At 67.9% G+C, this 17,206-nt stretch carries 15 protein-coding genes; 12 read left to right on the forward strand and 3 right to left on the reverse strand.

Annotation, left to right across the window (positions count from 1 at the left end):
- Window positions 1–21: 21 nt before the first annotated feature.
- The 11 genes from glnA to ACZ75I_RS00555 all read left to right on the forward strand — a co-directional run bounded on the left by glnA (window position 22) and on the right by ACZ75I_RS00555 (window position 12,310).
- Complete coding sequence (gene glnA / locus ACZ75I_RS00505; RefSeq protein ID WP_005420964.1) at window positions 22–1,431, forward strand: type I glutamate--ammonia ligase; 1,410 nt, start codon at window positions 22–24, stop codon at window positions 1,429–1,431.
- 320 nt (window positions 1,432–1,751) lie between these two features.
- Complete coding sequence (locus ACZ75I_RS00510) at window positions 1,752–2,090, forward strand: P-II family nitrogen regulator (protein WP_004134334.1); 339 nt, start codon at window positions 1,752–1,754, stop codon at window positions 2,088–2,090.
- Between the two features lie 22 nt (window positions 2,091–2,112).
- Window positions 2,113–3,543, forward strand: coding sequence for an ammonium transporter (amt, locus tag ACZ75I_RS00515; protein ID WP_134968126.1), 1,431 nt, complete (start codon window positions 2,113–2,115; stop codon window positions 3,541–3,543).
- A 220-nt stretch (window positions 3,544–3,763) separates the two neighbouring features.
- Window positions 3,764–4,510: an N-acetylmuramoyl-L-alanine amidase gene (locus ACZ75I_RS00520; RefSeq protein ID WP_346476344.1), complete on the forward strand. Its 747-nt coding sequence runs from the start codon at window positions 3,764–3,766 to the stop codon at window positions 4,508–4,510.
- A gap of 67 nt (window positions 4,511–4,577) precedes the next feature.
- Complete coding sequence (mltA, locus tag ACZ75I_RS00525; RefSeq protein WP_346476343.1) at window positions 4,578–5,744, forward strand: murein transglycosylase A; 1,167 nt, start codon at window positions 4,578–4,580, stop codon at window positions 5,742–5,744.
- 107 nt (window positions 5,745–5,851) lie between these two features.
- The gene (locus ACZ75I_RS00530; protein WP_049435786.1) at window positions 5,852–6,166 is read left to right on the forward strand and encodes a hypothetical protein; all 315 of its coding nucleotides are present in this window, start codon (window positions 5,852–5,854) and stop codon (window positions 6,164–6,166) included.
- A gap of 103 nt (window positions 6,167–6,269) precedes the next feature.
- Window positions 6,270–8,315, forward strand: a complete 2,046-nt coding sequence (locus ACZ75I_RS00535; protein WP_472958565.1) for a TonB-dependent receptor — start codon at window positions 6,270–6,272, stop codon at window positions 8,313–8,315.
- Window positions 8,316–8,485: 170 nt separating this feature from the next.
- Window positions 8,486–9,547: a two-component system sensor histidine kinase NtrB gene (locus ACZ75I_RS00540; RefSeq protein ID WP_061479397.1), complete on the forward strand. Its 1,062-nt coding sequence runs from the start codon at window positions 8,486–8,488 to the stop codon at window positions 9,545–9,547.
- A complete protein-coding gene (gene ntrC, locus ACZ75I_RS00545; protein ID WP_472958566.1) occupies window positions 9,540–10,988 on the forward strand; it encodes a nitrogen regulation protein NR(I) in 1,449 nt (482 codons plus the stop codon). The genes ACZ75I_RS00540 and ntrC overlap by 8 nt, the downstream gene beginning before the upstream one ends.
- A 93-nt stretch (window positions 10,989–11,081) precedes the next feature.
- Complete coding sequence (locus ACZ75I_RS00550; protein ID WP_472958567.1) at window positions 11,082–11,651, forward strand: superoxide dismutase family protein; 570 nt, start codon at window positions 11,082–11,084, stop codon at window positions 11,649–11,651.
- A gap of 32 nt (window positions 11,652–11,683) precedes the next feature.
- Complete coding sequence (locus ACZ75I_RS00555) at window positions 11,684–12,310, forward strand: superoxide dismutase family protein (protein WP_053497798.1); 627 nt, start codon at window positions 11,684–11,686, stop codon at window positions 12,308–12,310.
- Between the two features lie 198 nt (window positions 12,311–12,508).
- Here ACZ75I_RS00555 and ACZ75I_RS00560 read toward each other — a convergent pair whose 3' ends face one another.
- Window positions 12,509–13,396, reverse strand: coding sequence for a hypothetical protein (locus ACZ75I_RS00560; protein ID WP_472958568.1), 888 nt, complete (start codon window positions 13,394–13,396; stop codon window positions 12,509–12,511).
- 93 nt (window positions 13,397–13,489) lie between these two features.
- On the opposite strand from ACZ75I_RS00560, the gene ACZ75I_RS00565 reads away from it, so the two are divergent.
- On the forward strand, window positions 13,490–14,785 hold the full coding sequence (locus ACZ75I_RS00565) for an acetyl-CoA C-acetyltransferase (RefSeq protein WP_152908679.1): 1,296 nt from the start codon (window positions 13,490–13,492) through the stop codon (window positions 14,783–14,785).
- A 108-nt stretch (window positions 14,786–14,893) separates the two neighbouring features.
- On the opposite strand, the gene ACZ75I_RS00570 is transcribed toward ACZ75I_RS00565, so the two are convergent.
- Together ACZ75I_RS00570 and ACZ75I_RS00575 are read right to left on the reverse strand one after the other, a co-directional pair.
- Complete coding sequence (locus ACZ75I_RS00570; protein WP_188241380.1) at window positions 14,894–16,189, reverse strand: heme biosynthesis HemY N-terminal domain-containing protein; 1,296 nt, start codon at window positions 16,187–16,189, stop codon at window positions 14,894–14,896.
- Window positions 16,190–16,195: 6 nt separating this feature from the next.
- The gene (locus ACZ75I_RS00575) at window positions 16,196–17,173 is read right to left on the reverse strand and encodes a uroporphyrinogen-III C-methyltransferase (protein ID WP_472958569.1); all 978 of its coding nucleotides are present in this window, start codon (window positions 17,171–17,173) and stop codon (window positions 16,196–16,198) included.
- Between the last annotated feature and the right edge of the window lie 33 nt (window positions 17,174–17,206).

Here is a 17,206-nt window from a genome sequence, read left to right on the forward strand (position 1 = left end):
TCCCCATCCGAGGTCGTACCGATGTCCGTGGAAAACGTTGAGAAGCTGATCAAGGACAACCAGATCGAGTTCGTCGATCTGCGTTTCGTGGACATGCGTGGCGTCGAGCAGCACGTCACCTTCCCGGTCAGCATCGTCGAACCGTCGCTGTTCGAAGAAGGCAAGATGTTCGACGGCAGCTCGATCGCCGGCTGGAAGGGCATCAACGAATCGGACATGGTGCTGCTGCCGGACCCGTCCAGCGCGTACGTCGATCCGTTCTACGCCGATCCGACCATCGTGATCAGCTGCGACATCCTCGATCCGGCCACCATGCAGGCCTATGGCCGCTGCCCGCGCGGCATCGCCAAGCGTGCCGAGGCCTACCTGAAGTCCTCCGGCATCGCCGAAACCGCGTTTTTCGGCCCGGAGCCGGAATTCTTCATCTTCGACTCGGTCCGTTTCGCCAACGAAATGGGCAACACCTTCTTCAAGGTCGACTCGGAAGAAGCGGCGTGGAACAGCGGCGCCAAGTATGACGGCGCCAACAGCGGCTACCGTCCGGGCGTGAAGGGCGGCTACTTCCCCGTCCCGCCGACCGACACCCTGCACGACCTGCGCGCGGAAATGTGCAAGACCCTGGAACAGGTCGGCATCGAAGTGGAAGTGCAGCACCACGAAGTGGCCACCGCCGGCCAGTGCGAGATCGGCACCAAGTTCAGCACTCTGGTGCAGAAGGCCGACGAGCTGCTGCGCATGAAGTACGTCATCAAGAACGTCGCGCACCGCAACGGCAAGACCGTCACCTTCATGCCCAAGCCGATCGTCGGCGACAACGGCAGCGGCATGCATGTGCACCAGTCGCTGTCCAAGGGCGGCACCAACCTGTTCTCCGGTGACGGCTACGGTGGCCTGAGCCAGCTGGCGCTGTGGTACATCGGCGGCATCTTCAAGCATGCCAAGGCCATCAATGCCTTCGCCAACTCGGGCACCAACAGCTACAAGCGCCTGGTGCCGGGCTTCGAGGCGCCGGTGATGCTGGCCTATTCGGCCCGCAACCGTTCGGCGTCGTGCCGCATTCCGTGGGTCTCCAACCCGAAGGCGCGCCGCATCGAAATGCGCTTCCCGGATCCGATCCAGTCCGGCTACCTGACCTTCACCGCGCTGATGATGGCCGGCCTGGACGGCATCAAGAACCAGATCGACCCGGGTGCACCGAGCGACAAGGACCTGTACGACCTGCCGCCGGAGGAAGAGAAGCTGATCCCGCAGGTCTGCTCCTCGCTGGACCAGGCGCTGGAAGCGCTGGACAAGGACCGCGAGTTCCTCAAGGCCGGCGGCGTGATGAGCGATGACTTCATCGACGGCTACATCGCGCTGAAGATGCAGGAAGTGACCAAGTTCCGCGCGGCCACCCACCCGCTGGAATACCAGCTGTACTACGCCAGCTGACCGGGCGCGATGGCGGTGGGTTCCCCCTCCCACCCGCCGCCATCGCCTCCGTTCTCGCGGCTGGGGAGCCGCGGTTGTAGGGGGTCAGATCCGTTTCGCGCCGCGAAAGGGCTCTGACTCCACCCAGGGGCAAGAGAGAGACCGGATACGCGACCAGGGCCGCCCTCCCTCCCGCGTCGGTCGTGCAAGGAGAGAGGCACGGCCGTCCCGGCCCTGTACGTGTCCGGTGCAACAGCCACGGTCATCACCCTGATGACCTGTGGTTGCCTGATGCCAACGCGCGCTGGCGCGCTGGCCCCATCCACCATCGGGACATGCGCATGAAACTGATCTCCGCCATCATCCGACCGTTCAAGCTCGACGAGGTCCGCGAGGCCCTGTCCGATGCAGGCGTGTCGGGCATCACCGTGACCGAAGTGAAAGGTTTCGGTCGCCAGAAGGGCCACACCGAGCTGTATCGCGGCGCCGAGTACGTCGTCGATTTCCTGCCCAAGATCAAGATCGAAACGGTGGTCACCGACGAGCGTGCCGACGCGGTGATCGAAGCGATCCAGTCGTCGGCAGGCACCGGCAAGATCGGTGACGGCAAGATCTTCGTCACCGCCGTTGAACAGGTCATCCGCATCCGCACCGGCGAAATCGGTGCCGACGCGCTGTAACCCCCTTCCGGAGATTCCCCCCATGAAGATGCGCCTTCTCACCGGGTGGCAAGCCCGGTTCCACCTGGTGTGCCTGCTGATGCTGCTCAGCGCGCTGGCCGCCGGTGCCTGGCCGGGCAGCGCCCACGCCCAGGCCCAGGTCTCGCCGTTGCCGAGCGAAAGCGTGGCGGTCGAGCCGCTGCACGATCCGGCCGCCAGCGCCGCTGCGCCGGCCGTGGCCGAAGCGGCCGCCGCCTATGATCGTGGCGACGTCGCCTGGATGCTTACCTCTACGTTGCTGGTGCTGCTGATGGTGGTGCCGGGTCTGGCCCTGTTCTACGGCGGACTGGTGCGTTCGAAGAATGTGCTGTCGGTGCTCAGCCAGATCCTGGTGGTGTTCTCGCTGGTGCTGCTGCTGTGGGTGGCCTACGGCTACAGCGCGGTGTTCAGCGCGGGCAATCCATTCTTCGGTTCGTTCACCGAGTTCGCCTTCCTCAAGGGCTTCACCCCGGATTCGGTGGGCAACACGCCGATCAAGGGCCTGCCGGATTACCTGTTCGTCGCCTTCCAGTCGACCTTCGCCGGCATCACCACCGCGCTGATCGTCGGTGCCTTCGCCGAGCGCATCAAGTTCCGTGCGGTACTGCTGTTCTCGGCACTGTGGTTCACCCTCAGCTACATCCCGATGGCACACATCGTCTGGGGCGGCGGCTACCTGGGTGAACTGGGCGCGATCGACTTCGCCGGTGGCACCGTGGTGCACATCAATGCGGGCGTGGCCGGCCTGGTCGGCGCGTGGTTCGTCGGCAAGCGCCTGGGCTACGGCCAGACCGCGCTGAAGCCGCACAACGTACCGTTTACCTACATCGGCGCCATGCTGCTGTGGGTGGGCTGGTTCGGCTTCAATGCCGGTTCCGCCGCCGCCGCCGATACGGTGGCCTCGCTGGCCTTCCTCAACACCGTGCTGGCCACCGCTGCTGCCGTGCTTGGCTGGACCCTGGTGGAGGCGATCGGCAAGGGCAAGCCATCGGCGCTGGGTGCGGCGTCGGGTGCGGTGGCCGGGCTGGTCGGCATCACCCCGGCCTGTGGCACCGTCGGGCCGCTTGGCGCGATCGTGATCGGCTTCGTCGCCGGCGTGGTCTGCGTGTGGGGCGTGACCGGTCTCAAGCGCCTGCTGAAGGTGGACGACACTGCCGACGTGTTCGGTGTGCATGGTGTCGGCGGCATCGTCGGCGCGATCCTCACCGGCGTGTTCAGTGCACAGTCGCTGGGCGGTACCAAGGCCGATCTGGATATCGCCCACCAGGTGTGGGTGCAGGTGGTCAGCGTCGGCCTGACCGTACTGTGGTCGGCGGTGGTGACCGCGGTCATCCTGCTGGTGGTCAAGGTCGTGGTCGGCCTGCGCGTGACCGAGGAAGCAGAGCGCACCGGCCTGGATGTGACTTCGCACGGCGAGTCTGCCTACGAGGCCTGAGGCAGCGGTGCACGGACGGGGTGGGTGCCGGCCATTGGTCGGCACTTCCCCGTCCTGGTTCTGATAGGTGCCAAGCTTGCTTGGCACAGGGTCTGGGTCTGCTCTGGTGAGTGCCGACCGTTGGTCGGCACAGCCCGAGTGGCGCATCCACGCCTGGCGCGGATCAACAGAATCTACCTTGTGGCATGCATCATCGCGCCTGATCACGCACAATCAGGCCATGCACCCGATCCGCACCACTGTGATGCTCTCGGCCTGCCTGCTGCTGGCCGCCTGCGCTTCCACGCCACGAGAGACGCGCAACCCGCTCGCCACCTGGGTGCCATCACCCAACCAGAACGCGCGCACGCCGGTCATCATCGTCATCCACCACACCGAGCAGAAATCGGTGCAGCAGAGCCTGCATACGTTGCGCACCGCCAACAGCGGCGGGCCGGTCAGTGCGCACTACCTGATCGGCGCCGATGGCCATCGTTACCAGCTGGTCGCCGATGAGCGCCGCGCCTGGCACGCCGGCGCCGGGCGCTGGGGCACCATCACCGATCTCAACTCGGCTTCGATCGGTATCGAGCTCGACAACGATGGCCGCAGCCCGTTCAGCGCGGCGCAGATCGAATCGCTGATCCTGCTGCTGCGTGATCTCACCACGCGCCTGAACATCCCGCCGCGCCAGGTGATCGGCCATGCCGACCTGGCGCCGACGCGCAAGCAGGATCCCAGCCGCTTCTTCCCGTGGCAACAGCTGGCCGAGGCCGGTTTCGGCGTCTGGCCGCGCGCGGCCGACGGCGCGGCACCGGAAGGCTTCGACGCGTGGAATGCGCTGGCCCGCTTCGGCTATCCGCTCGACAACCGCGAAGCCACCGTCGCCGCCTTCCACCGCCGCTTCCGTGGCCGCGACGACCTGCCGAAGACGCTGGATGCCGAGGACGCCCGTATCCTGCATTCGTTGCTGCTGCAGATGCCGTGACCCCGCGCATGAACGCTTGACCCCGCGCTGGGTTGCCGCCCAGCGGCCAGCACTCCACCATGGCGGCATGATCGATTCCGCTACCTTCTTCAAGCGCAAGCACTGGACCCTGTTGGCAGCGGCGGTGCTCGCCGGTTGCGCCACCACCGCTCCCCGCACGGGCTCCGAAGCGCCGACGCCGACCTCGTCGCCGGCGGCCACCTACGCCAAGGTCGACTGGAAAGCCCTGCCAGCGGTCTCGGACAGCGATCTGCAGGCCGGCTTCGTGGCTTGGCGCAGCAGCTGCGCCCGCCTGAAAAACGACGCTGCCTGGGCCAAACCCTGCGCCACTGCCGTCGCAGTATCAGACAAGGACCCGGCCGCGATCCGCCAGTTCCTGCAGCGCGACCTCGATGCCTACGCGCTGCGTGCCGGCGGCCACCAGGCCGACGGGTTGATTACTGGCTACTACGAGCCGATCTACCCCGGCAGCCTCACCCGCACCGACAAAGCGACGGTGCCGGTCTACGGCACGCCGGATGATCTGGTGGTGGTGCAACTGGACAGCCTCTACCCGGAACTGAAGGGCAAGCGCCTGCGCGGTCGCGTCGAAGGCAAGGTGCTCAAGCCCTATGACGACGCCGGCACCATCGCGGCCAAGGGCGCCAAGGCGCCGGTGCTGGCCTGGCTGACCGACCCGATGGACCTGCAGCTGCTGCAGATCCAGGGCTCCGGCCGGGTGCGCCTGGGTGACGGCACGCAGATTCGGCTGGCCTATGCAGAGCAGAACGGACACCCCTACCGCGCCATCGGTCGCTGGCTGGTGGACCAGGGTCAGCTGAAGAAGGAAGACGTCACCATGGACGCGATCCGCGCCTGGGCACGGGCCAACCCCGCGCGCGTACCGGAAATGCTGCGCAGCAACCCCAGCTACGTGTTCTTCGTGCGCAACCCGGACAGCCCGGAGGGGCCACGGGGTTCACTGAACGTGCCGCTCACCGCCGGCTACAGCGTGGCGGTGGATCGCACCGTGGTGCCACTGGGCAGCCTGCTGTGGCTGTCCACCACGCGCCCGGACGGCACCCCGGTGGTGCGCCCGGTGGCTGCGCAGGACACCGGCGGCGCCATCGCCGGCGAAGTGCGCGCCGACCTGTACTGGGGCAGCGGCGATGCCGCCGGCAAGCTGGCTGGCGACATGAAGCAGAAGGGCAACATCTGGATGCTGTGGCCGAAGGGCGTGCCCCTGCCGAACTGAACCGGCAAGGGTCGGATCCCTTCCAAAGGAAAGGGCTCTGACCCCGGATGCCTGATAATGGCGCCATTCCGTACTTTCCGGCCGCGCCTGCGGCCAGGGCTCCTGCAATGACCTACGCAAAGCACAACGCAAGATCCGGCGCGAAATCCGCCGCAAAGAAGTACTACAAGCACTGGGCCGAATCGGGCCTGGGCAAGGGCAACGTGCTGATGGAAGCCCGTGGCGAGAAGATCGTGCGGCAGGTGGAAATCTACGGCACCAAGATGGTCTGGGCCGACGAGCATGCCCACAGCGACGACCGCTTCCTGCTGGCCGACCAGCCGGTGTCGTTCCTGGATTTCGACGAGGACGACGAAATCTCCGCGCGTGAATTCGAAGCCGCCTGGAAGAAGGCACGGGAAGCCACTGGCTACCCGGTGTAGTCCCCCTCGCCACCCGTCTTTGTAGAGTCGAGCGTGGCTCGACTCTACAACGGCTACATGTGAAATGTTATATAATTACATTTTATAGTAGCCGCCCCTTCCCATGAAGACTCCCACCCTTGTGGCCGCCCTCGCCGCCGCACCGTTTGCTCCTGAAGCCTTCGCACAGTCGGCCGACGCCGCGCTCACTCTCGGCAAGGTGCAGGTGCACCAGCACGGCGAAGGCCAGCTCAGTGCGCATCAGGTACTGACCTCGGTGGACGTCCTGGGTGCAGACCAGATCGAAAACCGCAACGTCTCGCACAGCTGGGAACTGCTCGGGCAGATGCCCGGCATCCAGCTCACCGAAACCCGGCAGGGCGCCGAATCGGGCAAGGTCAGCTTCCGCGCCTTCAACGGTGAGGGCTACCTCAATGCCATCAAGACGCTGATCGATGGCATCCCCAGCAACGTCAACAGCGGCAACCAGCGCTTCATCGACATGCTGTTCCCGCTGGACATCAGCTACATCGAAGTGGTGCGCGGTACCAACGACCCGCGCTACGGCCTCCACAACATCGGCGGCAACGTGAACTTCGGTACGCGCCAGGGTGGCAGCTACACCGATGCGCGCCTGGCCTACGGCAGCTATAACACCCGCGATGCGCAGCTGGCAGTCGGCCGTGAAGCCAATGGCTTCGCGCAGAACTATTTCGTCGGCACCCAGGCCAGCGACGGCTACCGCGACCACGACACCTCGAAGAAATATTCGCTGGGCGGCAAGTGGTTCCATGGCTCGCTGGACGACGGCCTGCGCGTGGGCCTGACCGCCCGTGCGTACCACCACGAAGCCGACGAACCCGGCTTCATGACCGCCGACGAGCTGCGCACGCACCGCCGTGGCAGCGAGCTGCGCAACGGCAACGATGGTGATGACCGCGACATGCGCCAGCTTGCCGCGCACCTGGACATGAAACTGTCCGACGCACTCACCCTTGGCACGCGGCTGTACTACAACCGCTACGAAGACGACCGCCGCGTGACCTTCAGCGACCTGCCCACCGGCAACCTGCCGCGCCAGCGCCGCGTGTGGGACGAGCGGCAGCATGGCCTGCTCAGCACGCTCACCTGGCAGGCCAGCCCCACGCTCACCGTCGAAGGTGGCCTGAACTACGAGCAGCAGGACAACGGCTACCTCCGCGAGCGCTACGCCTACGCCGAACCCACTGATTTCAGCCAGCCGCCAGCGCGGGTGCAGAACAATGATCGCCACAGCTTCGACAACTGGGGCGCCTACGTGCAGGCCGTCTACCAGCCCGTCGAGGCCTGGAAGATCGTGCCGGCCTATCGTATCGATCGCTTCAGTGGCAGCACCCACCTGATGAACGGCGTCAACGGCCGCCTGCAGGACTACGGCAGCATCGGCCAGCCCAAGCTGAGCGTCATCCACAGCCTGGGCCAGACCACCCATGTCTACGCGAACTGGGGCCGCACCTTCCAGGTGCTGACCGGCTCCACCGCACCGGCCTACCTCACCCCAGGGCAGGCACCGATGCAGCCGTCCACCAACACCGGCATGGAGCTGGGCCTGAAATTCCAGCCGTTTGCCGGCAGCCAGGCACGCCTGGCGGTGTGGCAGCAGGACGCGGAAAACGAGGTGTCCAACATGCCGGCCACCGGCACCACGGTCACCCTGGGCAAGACCCGCCGGCGCGGGGTGGATGCGCAGCTGAGCCTGCAGCTGGGCGACGACTGGACGGTATGGGCGTCGCACGCCTACCAGGAGGCGAAGATCACCCGCGACGACCGCGATGCCAGCATTTCCCTGCAGGGCCGGGAAGTGGCCGCCACCCCGCGCCACATCAGCAACCTGGGCGTGGACTACCGCGCCACGGATGCGCTGCGGCTGGGCCTGCAGGCGCGTACACAGGGCGATTACTACCTGGAAGAGCGCAACGTGGCCGGCAAGTTCGGAGGCTTCGCCGTGCTCGACCTCAGCGCGGCCTACCAACTCACCCCGCGTTTCAGCGTGGACCTGCAGCTGAAGAACGTGACCGGCCGCGAGTACGCCTACGCCTGGTACGACAGCTTCTTCTGGGACAGCGCACGCCCGATGTTCTCGCCGGCCCCGGGCCGCAGCGTGTTCGTCGGCCTCAACATGAAGCTGTAACCGGCCACGCATGTGGTCGTGGTCGAGCCTGCTCGACCTGCGGCAGGGGTCAGAGCCCTTTCCAGGCGGAAAGGGATCCGACCCCGGACCCCGCAGCGCATGCGGTCAGATCCCTTTCCGCGAGGAAAGGCTCCGACCCCGAACCCCGCGTTTTGCACTACATTGGTGCAATGTCCGACCCCTCTCCCCCGCCGTCCCTCGATGCCCTGGGCACGCCGCTGGCCTGGGCCGGGGCCGATGGCCGCATCATCGGCTGCAATCCGGCCTTCGGGCGCTGGCTGGGCGTCAGCGGGCGCCGCCTGCTGGGCCAGCCATTGGCCGCACTGGAAGTGCAGGGTGAGGCACTGGCCCATTTCCTTGCCCGCGATGAGCGCGACAGCCTGCGCCTGAACCGGCTGGCGCTGGCGGTGCCCGGCGAAGCGCCGCGCTTCGCCGAGGGCTGGATGAGTCGCCGCGACGATGGTGGCTGGCTGCTGGAGGCGCATCCGGTCGATGAATTCCCCGGGCTGGACCCGACCCAGGCCCTGCCCAGCGCGCTCAGCGCGGCGCTGAAGGGCTTGGCCCACGAGCTGCGCAACCCGCTGGCCGGGTTGAAGGGTGCGGCCCAGCTGCTGGCCCGCCGCGCGGCCCAGCGCGAGGCCAGCGAACGCGAGCTGATCGAGCTGATCGGCTCGGAGATCGAGCGCCTCAACGGCCTGCTCGACCAGCTGCTGTCGCCGGCCCCGGCCGCACCGCATGCCGAACTGAACATCCATGCCGCGCTCGAGCGCGTGCTGCGCCTGGCCGAGAACGAGGCCGGCTGGGCGGTACGCCTGCAGCGTGACTACGACCCCAGCATTCCCGAATTCCATGGCGATGCCGACCGCCTCACCCAGGCGGTGTGGAACCTGGTGCGCAACGCGATCCAGGCCGGTGCCGGCGGCATCACCCTGCGCACCCGCGTGGAGCATGGCGTGCGCATCGCCGAGCAGCTGCACACGCTGGCGTTGCGCCTGGAGATCGCCGACGACGGCCGTGGCGTGCCGGAGGAACTGGCCGAACACCTGTTCCTGCCCTTGGTGAGTGGCCGCGCCGAAGGCACCGGGCTGGGCCTGGCGCTGGCCCAGCAGGTGGCGCGCGAGCATCGCGGCACGCTGACCTACCGCTCGCGCCCGGGCCATACCGTGTTCACCCTGCTGTTGCCGATCGGCAACGGCGCCGCCCCGGCCGAGGAGGCCCCGCGCGATGTCTGAGTTCCCCACCACCGCGCAGCGCATCTGGGTGGTCGATGACGATCGTGCCGTGCGCTTCGTGCTGTGCACCGCGCTGCGCGAGGCGGGCTACCAGGTTGTCGATTTCGACAGCGCTGCGGCTGCCCTGCAGGCCCTGGGCGAAGGCGCGCCGCCGGCGCTGCTGTTCACCGATGTGCGCATGCCCGGCGACGATGGCCTGGTGCTGCTGGACAAGCTCAAGGCCGCGTTGCCGCAGCTGCCGGTGGTCGTGATGTCGGCCTATACCGATGTGGCCAGCACGGCCGGTGCGTTCCGCGGCGGCGCGCATGAATTCCTGTCCAAGCCGTTCGACCTGGACGATGCGGTGGCATTGGCGCAGCGGGTCCTGCCGGCGGTGGCGCCCGCGCTGGCCGCTCCCAGCCCCGCCGCCGAAACGCCCAGCGACCAGCCGCCGCAACTGGTGGGTGATACGCCGCCGATGCGCGCGCTGTTCCGCGCCATTGGTCGCCTGGCGCAGGCACCGCTGGCGGTGCTGATTACCGGCGAGACCGGCACCGGCAAGGAGCTGGTGGCCAATGCGTTGCATCGCGAATCGCCGCGCGCGCAGGGTCCGTTCGTCGCGCTCAATACCGCTGCAATCCCATCCGAGCTGCTGGAAAGCGAGTTGTTCGGCCACGAGGCCGGTGCCTTCACCGGTGCGCAGCGCCGCCATATCGGCCGCTTCGAGCAGGCCAACGGTGGCACGCTGTTCCTTGACGAGATCGGCGACATGCCGCTGCCGTTGCAGACCCGGTTGCTGCGCGTGCTGGCGCAGGGCGAGTTCTTCCGCGTCGGTGGCCGCGAACTGATCCGCGTCGATGTGCGCGTGGTGGCCGCCACCCACCAGGACCTGGAAGGGCTGGTCGCGCAGGGGAAGTTCCGTGCCGACCTTCTGCATCGCCTGGACGTGGTGCGCCTGCAGCTGCCGCCGCTGCGCGAGCGCCGCGAGGACATCGCACAGCTGGCCAGCACCTTCCTGGCCGCCGCCGCACGCAGGCTGGACACGCCACCGAAGCGCCTCACCGCCGCGGCGCTGCAGGCGCTGCGCGAACACGACTGGCCCGGCAACGTGCGCGAACTGGAAAACGTGTGCTGGCGGATGGCCGCGCTGGCCGCCGCTGACACCATCGGCGTGGCCGACGTCGATACCGCGCTGAACCGTACGCGGGGCCGTCGCGGCAGCATCAGCGGTGCCGATCCAGGCCAGTGGGAAGTGCTGCTGGCCGAATGGGCGCGCCGCCAGCTGGCCGAAGGTGTGGAAGGGCTGCATGCGCAGGTGCGCGAGCGGGTCGACCATGCGCTGCTGGAAGCGGCGCTTCAGATTACCCATGGCCGCCGCGCCGAAGCCGCTGCCCGCCTGGGCCTGGGCCGCAATACCCTTACCCGCAAGCTGGGCGCCGGGCGCCGCCGCGCGGGCCATTGAACGGTCCCTGCACGCGATCCTCGCGCCCGCTTGCCGAACCGTTGATCGTTCATGGACGATGCAATGCTTAGTGTCACCTGCAAGGAGTCTTCGATGCGTCTGTCCTTTGCCATCCTGCCGTTGTCCGCCGCCGTGCTGCTGTCTGCCTGTGGCAGTGCGCCGAAAAAGACCGAACCTACTCCGCCGCCGCCGACCGTGGTCAGCGCAGCGAAGCAGGGCGAGGCCAATCTTGTGCCGGCCTCGGCCAGCATTGTCAGTGGCCGCATCGCACTGATGGTGGAGCCCGGCGGTATCCACATCACCGGCCTGATCGGTGGCCTGCAGCCGATGCAGCAGGCCGGCTTCCACATCCACGAGCGCGGCGACTGCAGTGCGGTGGATGCCAGCAGTGCCGGCAATCACTTCAATCCCGGTGGCGCTGCGCATGGCCGCGCCGGCACCGGCAAGCACCACCTGGGCGACATGGACAATCTGCGTGCCGACGCCCAGGGCCGCGCCAACGTCGATATCCACCTCAAGGGCGTTACCCTTGGCGGAGGCGCCGCCACCGATATCGCCGGACGCGCACTGGTCGTGCATGCCAACGCCGACGACTATCGCAGCCAGCCCGCCGGCAATGCCGGCGTCCGCATCGCCTGTGGCGTGATCCGGGTGGTCCGCTGATCACTGCAGGCATCATCGAGGGAGAGATTCCAATGCGTCTGATCCACACTTCGCTGTTTGCGGCCATCGCCGCGCTGGGCCTGGCGGCCTGCAACCAGCAGCCCGCCGCGCCGCAGACTGAAACCCCGCCGGCCGCGCCGGCTGACGGCGCCACCACCGAGCCGGCTGCAGCCCCGGCACCGGCGGCTGCACCGACGGGCGATGCTTCGGCAACGGCCGAACTGGCACCGACCCAGGGCAACGAGACCAAGGGCAGCGTCACCTTCAAGGTGGTTGATGGCAAGGTCCACGTGACCGGCCAGATCACCGGCCTGAAGCCGGGCAGCGAACATGGCTTCCACATCCACGAGAAGGGCGACTGCAGCGCACCGGACGGCATGAGCGCCGGCGGTCACTTCAACCCGGGCAAGCAGGATCATGGCAACGTCGCCACCGATCCGCACCACGGCGGCGACATGCCCAACATCAAGGCCGACGACAAGGGCGTGGCCACCATCGACGGCCCGGTGTCGAGCAACGTCAACATCGGCAAGGGTGATGATTTCGACATCATCGGCCGCGGCCTGATCGTTCACGCCGATGCGGACGACTACAAGACCCAGCCGACCGGCAACGCCGGCGCGCGCCTGGCCTGTGCGGTGATCCAGAAGGCCCCGTAAGAAACAAAGAACGCCGGCGCAAGCCGGCGTTTTTCTTTGCATCGCTTTCTGTAGAGCCGAGCCCGCGCTCGGCTGCTCTTCCGGCGGCCTGAGCCGAGCATGGGCTCGGCGCTACAGCAATACGCACGGCGGTCGCGCCCCGGCGAAACGCAATTGCACGGTAGCGCCGGGCCATGCCCGGCGGTGCGGATCCGCAGATCAGCGCGCCAGCAGCTCGCGTGCGTCCTGGCCGGCCTCGCAGTGCACGAACAGTACCGGCACGCCATGTGCTTCCAGCACGGCGGCCATCTGCCGCTGGCGCATCAGGAACTGCTCGTAGATGCCCTTCAGGCGATCGCAGTCGTTCTTGCTGTGGCTGTAGTGCGCGCACCAACCGGCTGGGTCGAACAGCGCCATGCGTGCTTCGCCATGCGTATAGCGCAGCAGCGGCTCCGGCGCGGCATTGAGCCACTCGTCCTCGCCCGGCGCCATGATCGCGGTCTCGATCAGCGGCCACAGTGCGGCCAGGCCCTGGTTGTCGTACTGCATCGACATCATCGCGGCCAGATCATTCACGGTGAAATAGCGTGCGTGCTCGATGCGGGCACCAAAGGTGTTCTGCGCCATCAACGCGGTGTCGGCATGGGCCATGCCGTTGGCCAGCAGCGTATCTTCCAGCGCCTCGGCCACCGCATGGGTGGTGGCCACGTCACTGCCGGTCAGCAGGAACGGCACCACACGCAGGCCACCACCCACCAGGCTGGCATCGGCCTGGAACGGCAGCGGCACGTCACCCTGGGCGTCGGTACCGAACGCCAGCAGGCGCGGGCCCTGGTTGCGGCCCGGCGCACGCATCTGCAGTTCTTCCAGCCGGCGATGGATCGGCCAGCCCGGGCGCAGCACTTCGGCCGGGTCGAAATGGGCGGCGGCGAACACCAGGTCCAGCTCGGCCACCTGCGGCACCAGCTTGGACAGGTCGCGGCCGACGCGATCGGCCAGTTCACCGGCCTGTTCGGCGCTGAGTACCGCCTGGCGGGGGATTTCGCCGCCGGCCAGTTCCAGGGCCAGCACGCCAAGGGCATTCATCGCGGGGTCGGGTTTGCTCATGGTTCCACGGTTGGCCCATCACAGGGCGGCAGCTACACTTGGCTCCATTATGCCTGCTCCGTCGTGCAGGCCATGTTGCAGACACCCTCATCCATGCCAGGTATCTCCATGCCCAACGCTCGTCCCGTCGCCATCCTCGGTGGCGTCCGCATTCCGTTCTGCCGCCAGAACACCGCGTATTCGGATGTTGGCAACCTCGGCATGTCGGTCCGTACGCTGGGCGCGCTGGTCGAACGGTTCGGCCTGCACGGCCAGCAGCTGGGTGAAGTGGCGATGGGTGCGGTGATCAAGCACTCCAGCGACTGGAACCTGGGCCGTGAAGCCACGCTGTCGTCCGGCCTGTCGCCGCTGACCCCGGGCATCACCCTGCAGCGCGCCTGTGGCACCTCGCTGGACAGCATCATCACCGTGGCCAACAAGATCGCGCTGGGCCAGATTGAATCGGGCATCGGCGGCGGTTCGGACACCACCTCCGACGTGCCGATCGTCTACGGCAAGAAGCTGCGCGCGCGCCTGCTGGCCGCCAACCGCGCCAAGAGCACTGGCGACAAGATCCGCGCGCTCACTTCCGGCTTCAAGTTCTCCGAGCTCAAGCCCGAGTTCCCGGGCGTGGCCGAGCCGCGCACCGGCAAGAGCATGGGCGACCACTGCGAGGACATGGCCAAGGAATGGAACATCTCGCGCGACTCGCAGGACGAGTGGGCGGTGTCCTCGCACAAGAAGCTGGCCGCTGCCTATGAGCGCGGTTTCTTCAACGATCTGATCGCACCGTTCCGTGGCGTCGAGCGCGACAACATCCTGCGTCCGGATACCTCGCTGGAAAAGCTGGCCACGCTGAAGCCGGCGTTCGACAAGGTTTCCGGGCGTGGCACGCTCACCGCCGCCAACTCCACCCCGCTGACCGACGGTGCCGCTGCGGTACTGCTGGCCAGCGAAGAGTGGGCGCGCGCGCATGGCCATGAGCCGCAGGCCTACCTGCGTGACGCACACGTGGCGGCAGTGGACTTCGTGCATGGCGAAGGCCTGCTGATGGCACCGACCATCGCGGTGCCGGAGATGCTCAAGCGCAACGGCCTGACCCTGCAGGACTTCGACATCTACGAGATCCACGAGGCCTTCGCTGCACAGGTGCTGTGCACCCTGCGTGCGTGGGAGAGCGAGGATTACTGCCGCAACCGCCTGGGCCTGGACGCGCCGCTGGGCCGCATCGACCCGGACAAGATCAACCTGCTGGGCTCGTCGCTGGCCACCGGCCACCCGTTCGCCGCTACCGGCGCACGCGTGATCGCCACGGCAGCCAAGCAGCTGGCCGAACGCGGCGGTGGCCGCGCACTGGTGTCGATCTGCACCGCCGGCGGCATGGGCGTGGTGGCGATCGTCGAACGCTGAGCATCACGGTAGTGCCGGCCGCTGGCCGGCAGCGCTGGTACGAAAACGCCGCCCAATGGGCGGCGTTCTTTTTTGCACCGGTGGGTGCCGACCGTTGGTCGGCACGCTTCACGGCAACCGCGGATTACCGAACTCGTCGCGCTCTTCGTTGGCGTCATACACCGGCGGCTGTGCAACGATGGGCTGCTCCTCCACCGTGGCGCGCAGCGGCGTCTCGGTGCCACGCACCAGTTCCACGCTGTCCTCGCCGCGCTGCAGGCGCAGCGCATTGGCCAGGCACTGCGCGGCCAGCGCGTGTTCGCCACGTTGCGCGAACACTTCACCCAGCGCTTCCCACGCCGGTGCACCGGCGCCCGCGGCAATGGCCTCGTGCAGGAACGCATCGGCGGCATCCCATTGCTGCTGGCCCAGGGCCACGCGGCCCTGGGCCAGGCGCAGGGCGGCCGAGCCGTCATGCACGTTGCGCCAGCGCGCCAGATTGGCCTGGCGGGTGGCCAGGCGCTCGGCGGGCAGGCGGCCATACAGCGCCACCAGATCGTCATTCCAACGCTGGTCCAGTGCCTGTTCCAGCGCCAGCAGCGCCGGCTCATCCCAGTCCAGCGCCACCGCACGGCTGGCATAGGCGCCCACTACGTCCGGGGTGGGGCGCAGTGCCTTCGGCGTGGCCTCCCACTGTGCGGCCAGCGCGTTGACGTCGGCCGCTTCCAGCAGCGCCTGTGCGGCCAGGCGTGCTTCCAGTTCGCTGTTCGCGTCGGCCGGCAGCACCTTGCTCTGGCGCAGCGCACCCAGCTGGCCATACGCTTCGTGGGCGCGGCCGGCCTGTGCCAGCGCTTCGGTACGCAGCCACAGGCCGCGCGGCGGCAGCGGCTGGATCGCCGCTACGTCCAGCGCATTGATCGCATCGACCGGCAGATCGCGCGCCAGCAGCTGTTCGGCGCGCAGCAGCGCCTGCAGGGTGGCGTCGCTTTCACCCAGGCGCTGCAGCAGCGCCTCTCCGGCGGGGCCGTCGGCCCGTGCCTGCGCGCTGCGCACGGCGGTGGCCAGTGCCACCGCGCTCACTTCCGGGTCTTTGGCGGCGCCGTCCAGCAGCTTCTCCGCACGCTGCCACTGGCCATGCTCGTAGGCCTGCAGGCCGTCGATCAGGCGCACCCGACCCTGCTTGCGGCGGTAGCGGCCCCAGGCACGGAACGGTGCAGCGATCAGGCTCCACAGCAGCCACAGCACCAGCACCGTGATCACCGCCAGCAGCGCTACCTTCGGCAGGTTGCTGTGATAGTCGTAGCCGCCGTAGCGCAGGGTCACTTCGCCGAAGCGGTTCAGGTCATCGGCGCCGAGCCATTGCGCGGCGACCACGCCGATGGCCACGGCCAGCAACAGCACGACCAGGGATTGCAGGGGTTTCATGCGGGCTTACCTCCGGTCGGTCTGGGTGCGCAGTTGTTGCAGGGTGCTGCCAAGGACAGCGTCGTTGGCCTGCAGCGGCAGTTCGCGCAAGGCCTTCAGTTCAGCACGCTGCGCGCGCAGGGCCGGTGAATCCGGCCAGCGCCGCTGTGCCCACTGCTCCACGCGGTCCAATGCGGTGTTGCGGCCCGCGCGGTCGCCGCGCTCGATCGCGGCGCGCGCCAAGGTCAGTTCCAGCTGCAGCGCATCGTCGGCGTTGCGCTTTTCGGCGGCAGTCAGTGGGCCGTTCTGGCGGCTCGGGGTGATGTCCACGAACGGTGCCAGCGTGGCCTGCCACCAGGGCTTGGCGGTGCTGCTGCCGGTCGTACCGGTGATCTGCGAGGGCAGGCCCTGCAGCGCCCGGGCCACAGCATCCAGGCGCTGCAGCGACTGCACGCGCGGGCCGCTGCCGAACGCATCCAGTGCCTCGCGCTCCTGCACCAGCGCCTGGCGCAGGTTCAGGCCGTCGGCGTCGGGCAGATCGGCCAGCGCGGTGGCGGCCTGTGCATACAGGCGGCGTGCGCCGTCCACGTCGTCGGCGTAGTTCAGGCGCTGAGCAGCCTGGGTCAGCAACAGCTCGGCCTCATCGCGCTGCACCGCCTGGCGGCCCTGGTTGGCACTGTCGGCCAGCTTGGCCACGTTCTCTTCCAGCAGCGCGCTGCGCTGTGAGAGTCCCAGCATCTCGTCGCGCAGCACGCGGTTGGTGGTCGCCGCATCCTGCAGGCGCTGGCTGGTCGCGCGCTGGTCACGGCGCAGCGCATCCAGCGTGGCCTCCAGGCCCTTCAGCTGTACGGCCGTGGTCTGTGCCTGCGCCTGCTGTTCGCGCTGTTGCTGCTGCCAGACGTACCAGCCGGCATAACCGCCCGCGCCGAGCACGACCACGGCGGCCAGCGGCAGCAGCCAGCGCACGGGTCGATGGGGTGGAGGGGCGGGCGGAGTATCGTTCATCGGGCTTCCTTGTCGGCAACGTCGCCGGTCGGG

This window comes from Stenotrophomonas sp. X, from assembly GCF_055721025.1.

What these genes read in the sequence shown, in the direction of transcription:
- glnA (WP_005420964.1), top strand. Translation starts at nt 22, where the DNA reads ATGTCCGTGGAAAACGTTGAGAAGCTGATCAAGGACAACCAGATCGAG.
- ACZ75I_RS00510 (WP_004134334.1), top strand. Translation starts at nt 1,752, where the DNA reads ATGAAACTGATCTCCGCCATCATCCGACCGTTCAAGCTCGACGAGGTC.
- amt (WP_134968126.1), top strand. Translation starts at nt 2,113, where the DNA reads ATGAAGATGCGCCTTCTCACCGGGTGGCAAGCCCGGTTCCACCTGGTG.
- ACZ75I_RS00520 (WP_346476344.1), top strand. Translation starts at nt 3,764, where the DNA reads ATGCACCCGATCCGCACCACTGTGATGCTCTCGGCCTGCCTGCTGCTG.
- mltA (WP_346476343.1), top strand. Translation starts at nt 4,578, where the DNA reads ATGATCGATTCCGCTACCTTCTTCAAGCGCAAGCACTGGACCCTGTTG.
- ACZ75I_RS00530 (WP_049435786.1), top strand. Translation starts at nt 5,852, where the DNA reads ATGACCTACGCAAAGCACAACGCAAGATCCGGCGCGAAATCCGCCGCA.
- ACZ75I_RS00535 (WP_472958565.1), top strand. Translation starts at nt 6,270, where the DNA reads ATGAAGACTCCCACCCTTGTGGCCGCCCTCGCCGCCGCACCGTTTGCT.
- ACZ75I_RS00540 (WP_061479397.1), top strand. Translation starts at nt 8,486, where the DNA reads ATGTCCGACCCCTCTCCCCCGCCGTCCCTCGATGCCCTGGGCACGCCG.
- ntrC (WP_472958566.1), top strand. Translation starts at nt 9,540, where the DNA reads ATGTCTGAGTTCCCCACCACCGCGCAGCGCATCTGGGTGGTCGATGAC.
- ACZ75I_RS00550 (WP_472958567.1), top strand. Translation starts at nt 11,082, where the DNA reads ATGCGTCTGTCCTTTGCCATCCTGCCGTTGTCCGCCGCCGTGCTGCTG.
- ACZ75I_RS00555 (WP_053497798.1), top strand. Translation starts at nt 11,684, where the DNA reads ATGCGTCTGATCCACACTTCGCTGTTTGCGGCCATCGCCGCGCTGGGC.
- ACZ75I_RS00560 (WP_472958568.1), bottom strand. Translation starts at nt 13,396, where the DNA reads ATGAGCAAACCCGACCCCGCGATGAATGCCCTTGGCGTGCTGGCCCTG.
- ACZ75I_RS00565 (WP_152908679.1), top strand. Translation starts at nt 13,490, where the DNA reads ATGCCAGGTATCTCCATGCCCAACGCTCGTCCCGTCGCCATCCTCGGT.
- ACZ75I_RS00570 (WP_188241380.1), bottom strand. Translation starts at nt 16,189, where the DNA reads ATGAAACCCCTGCAATCCCTGGTCGTGCTGTTGCTGGCCGTGGCCATC.
- ACZ75I_RS00575 (WP_472958569.1), bottom strand. Translation starts at nt 17,173, where the DNA reads ATGAACGATACTCCGCCCGCCCCTCCACCCCATCGACCCGTGCGCTGG.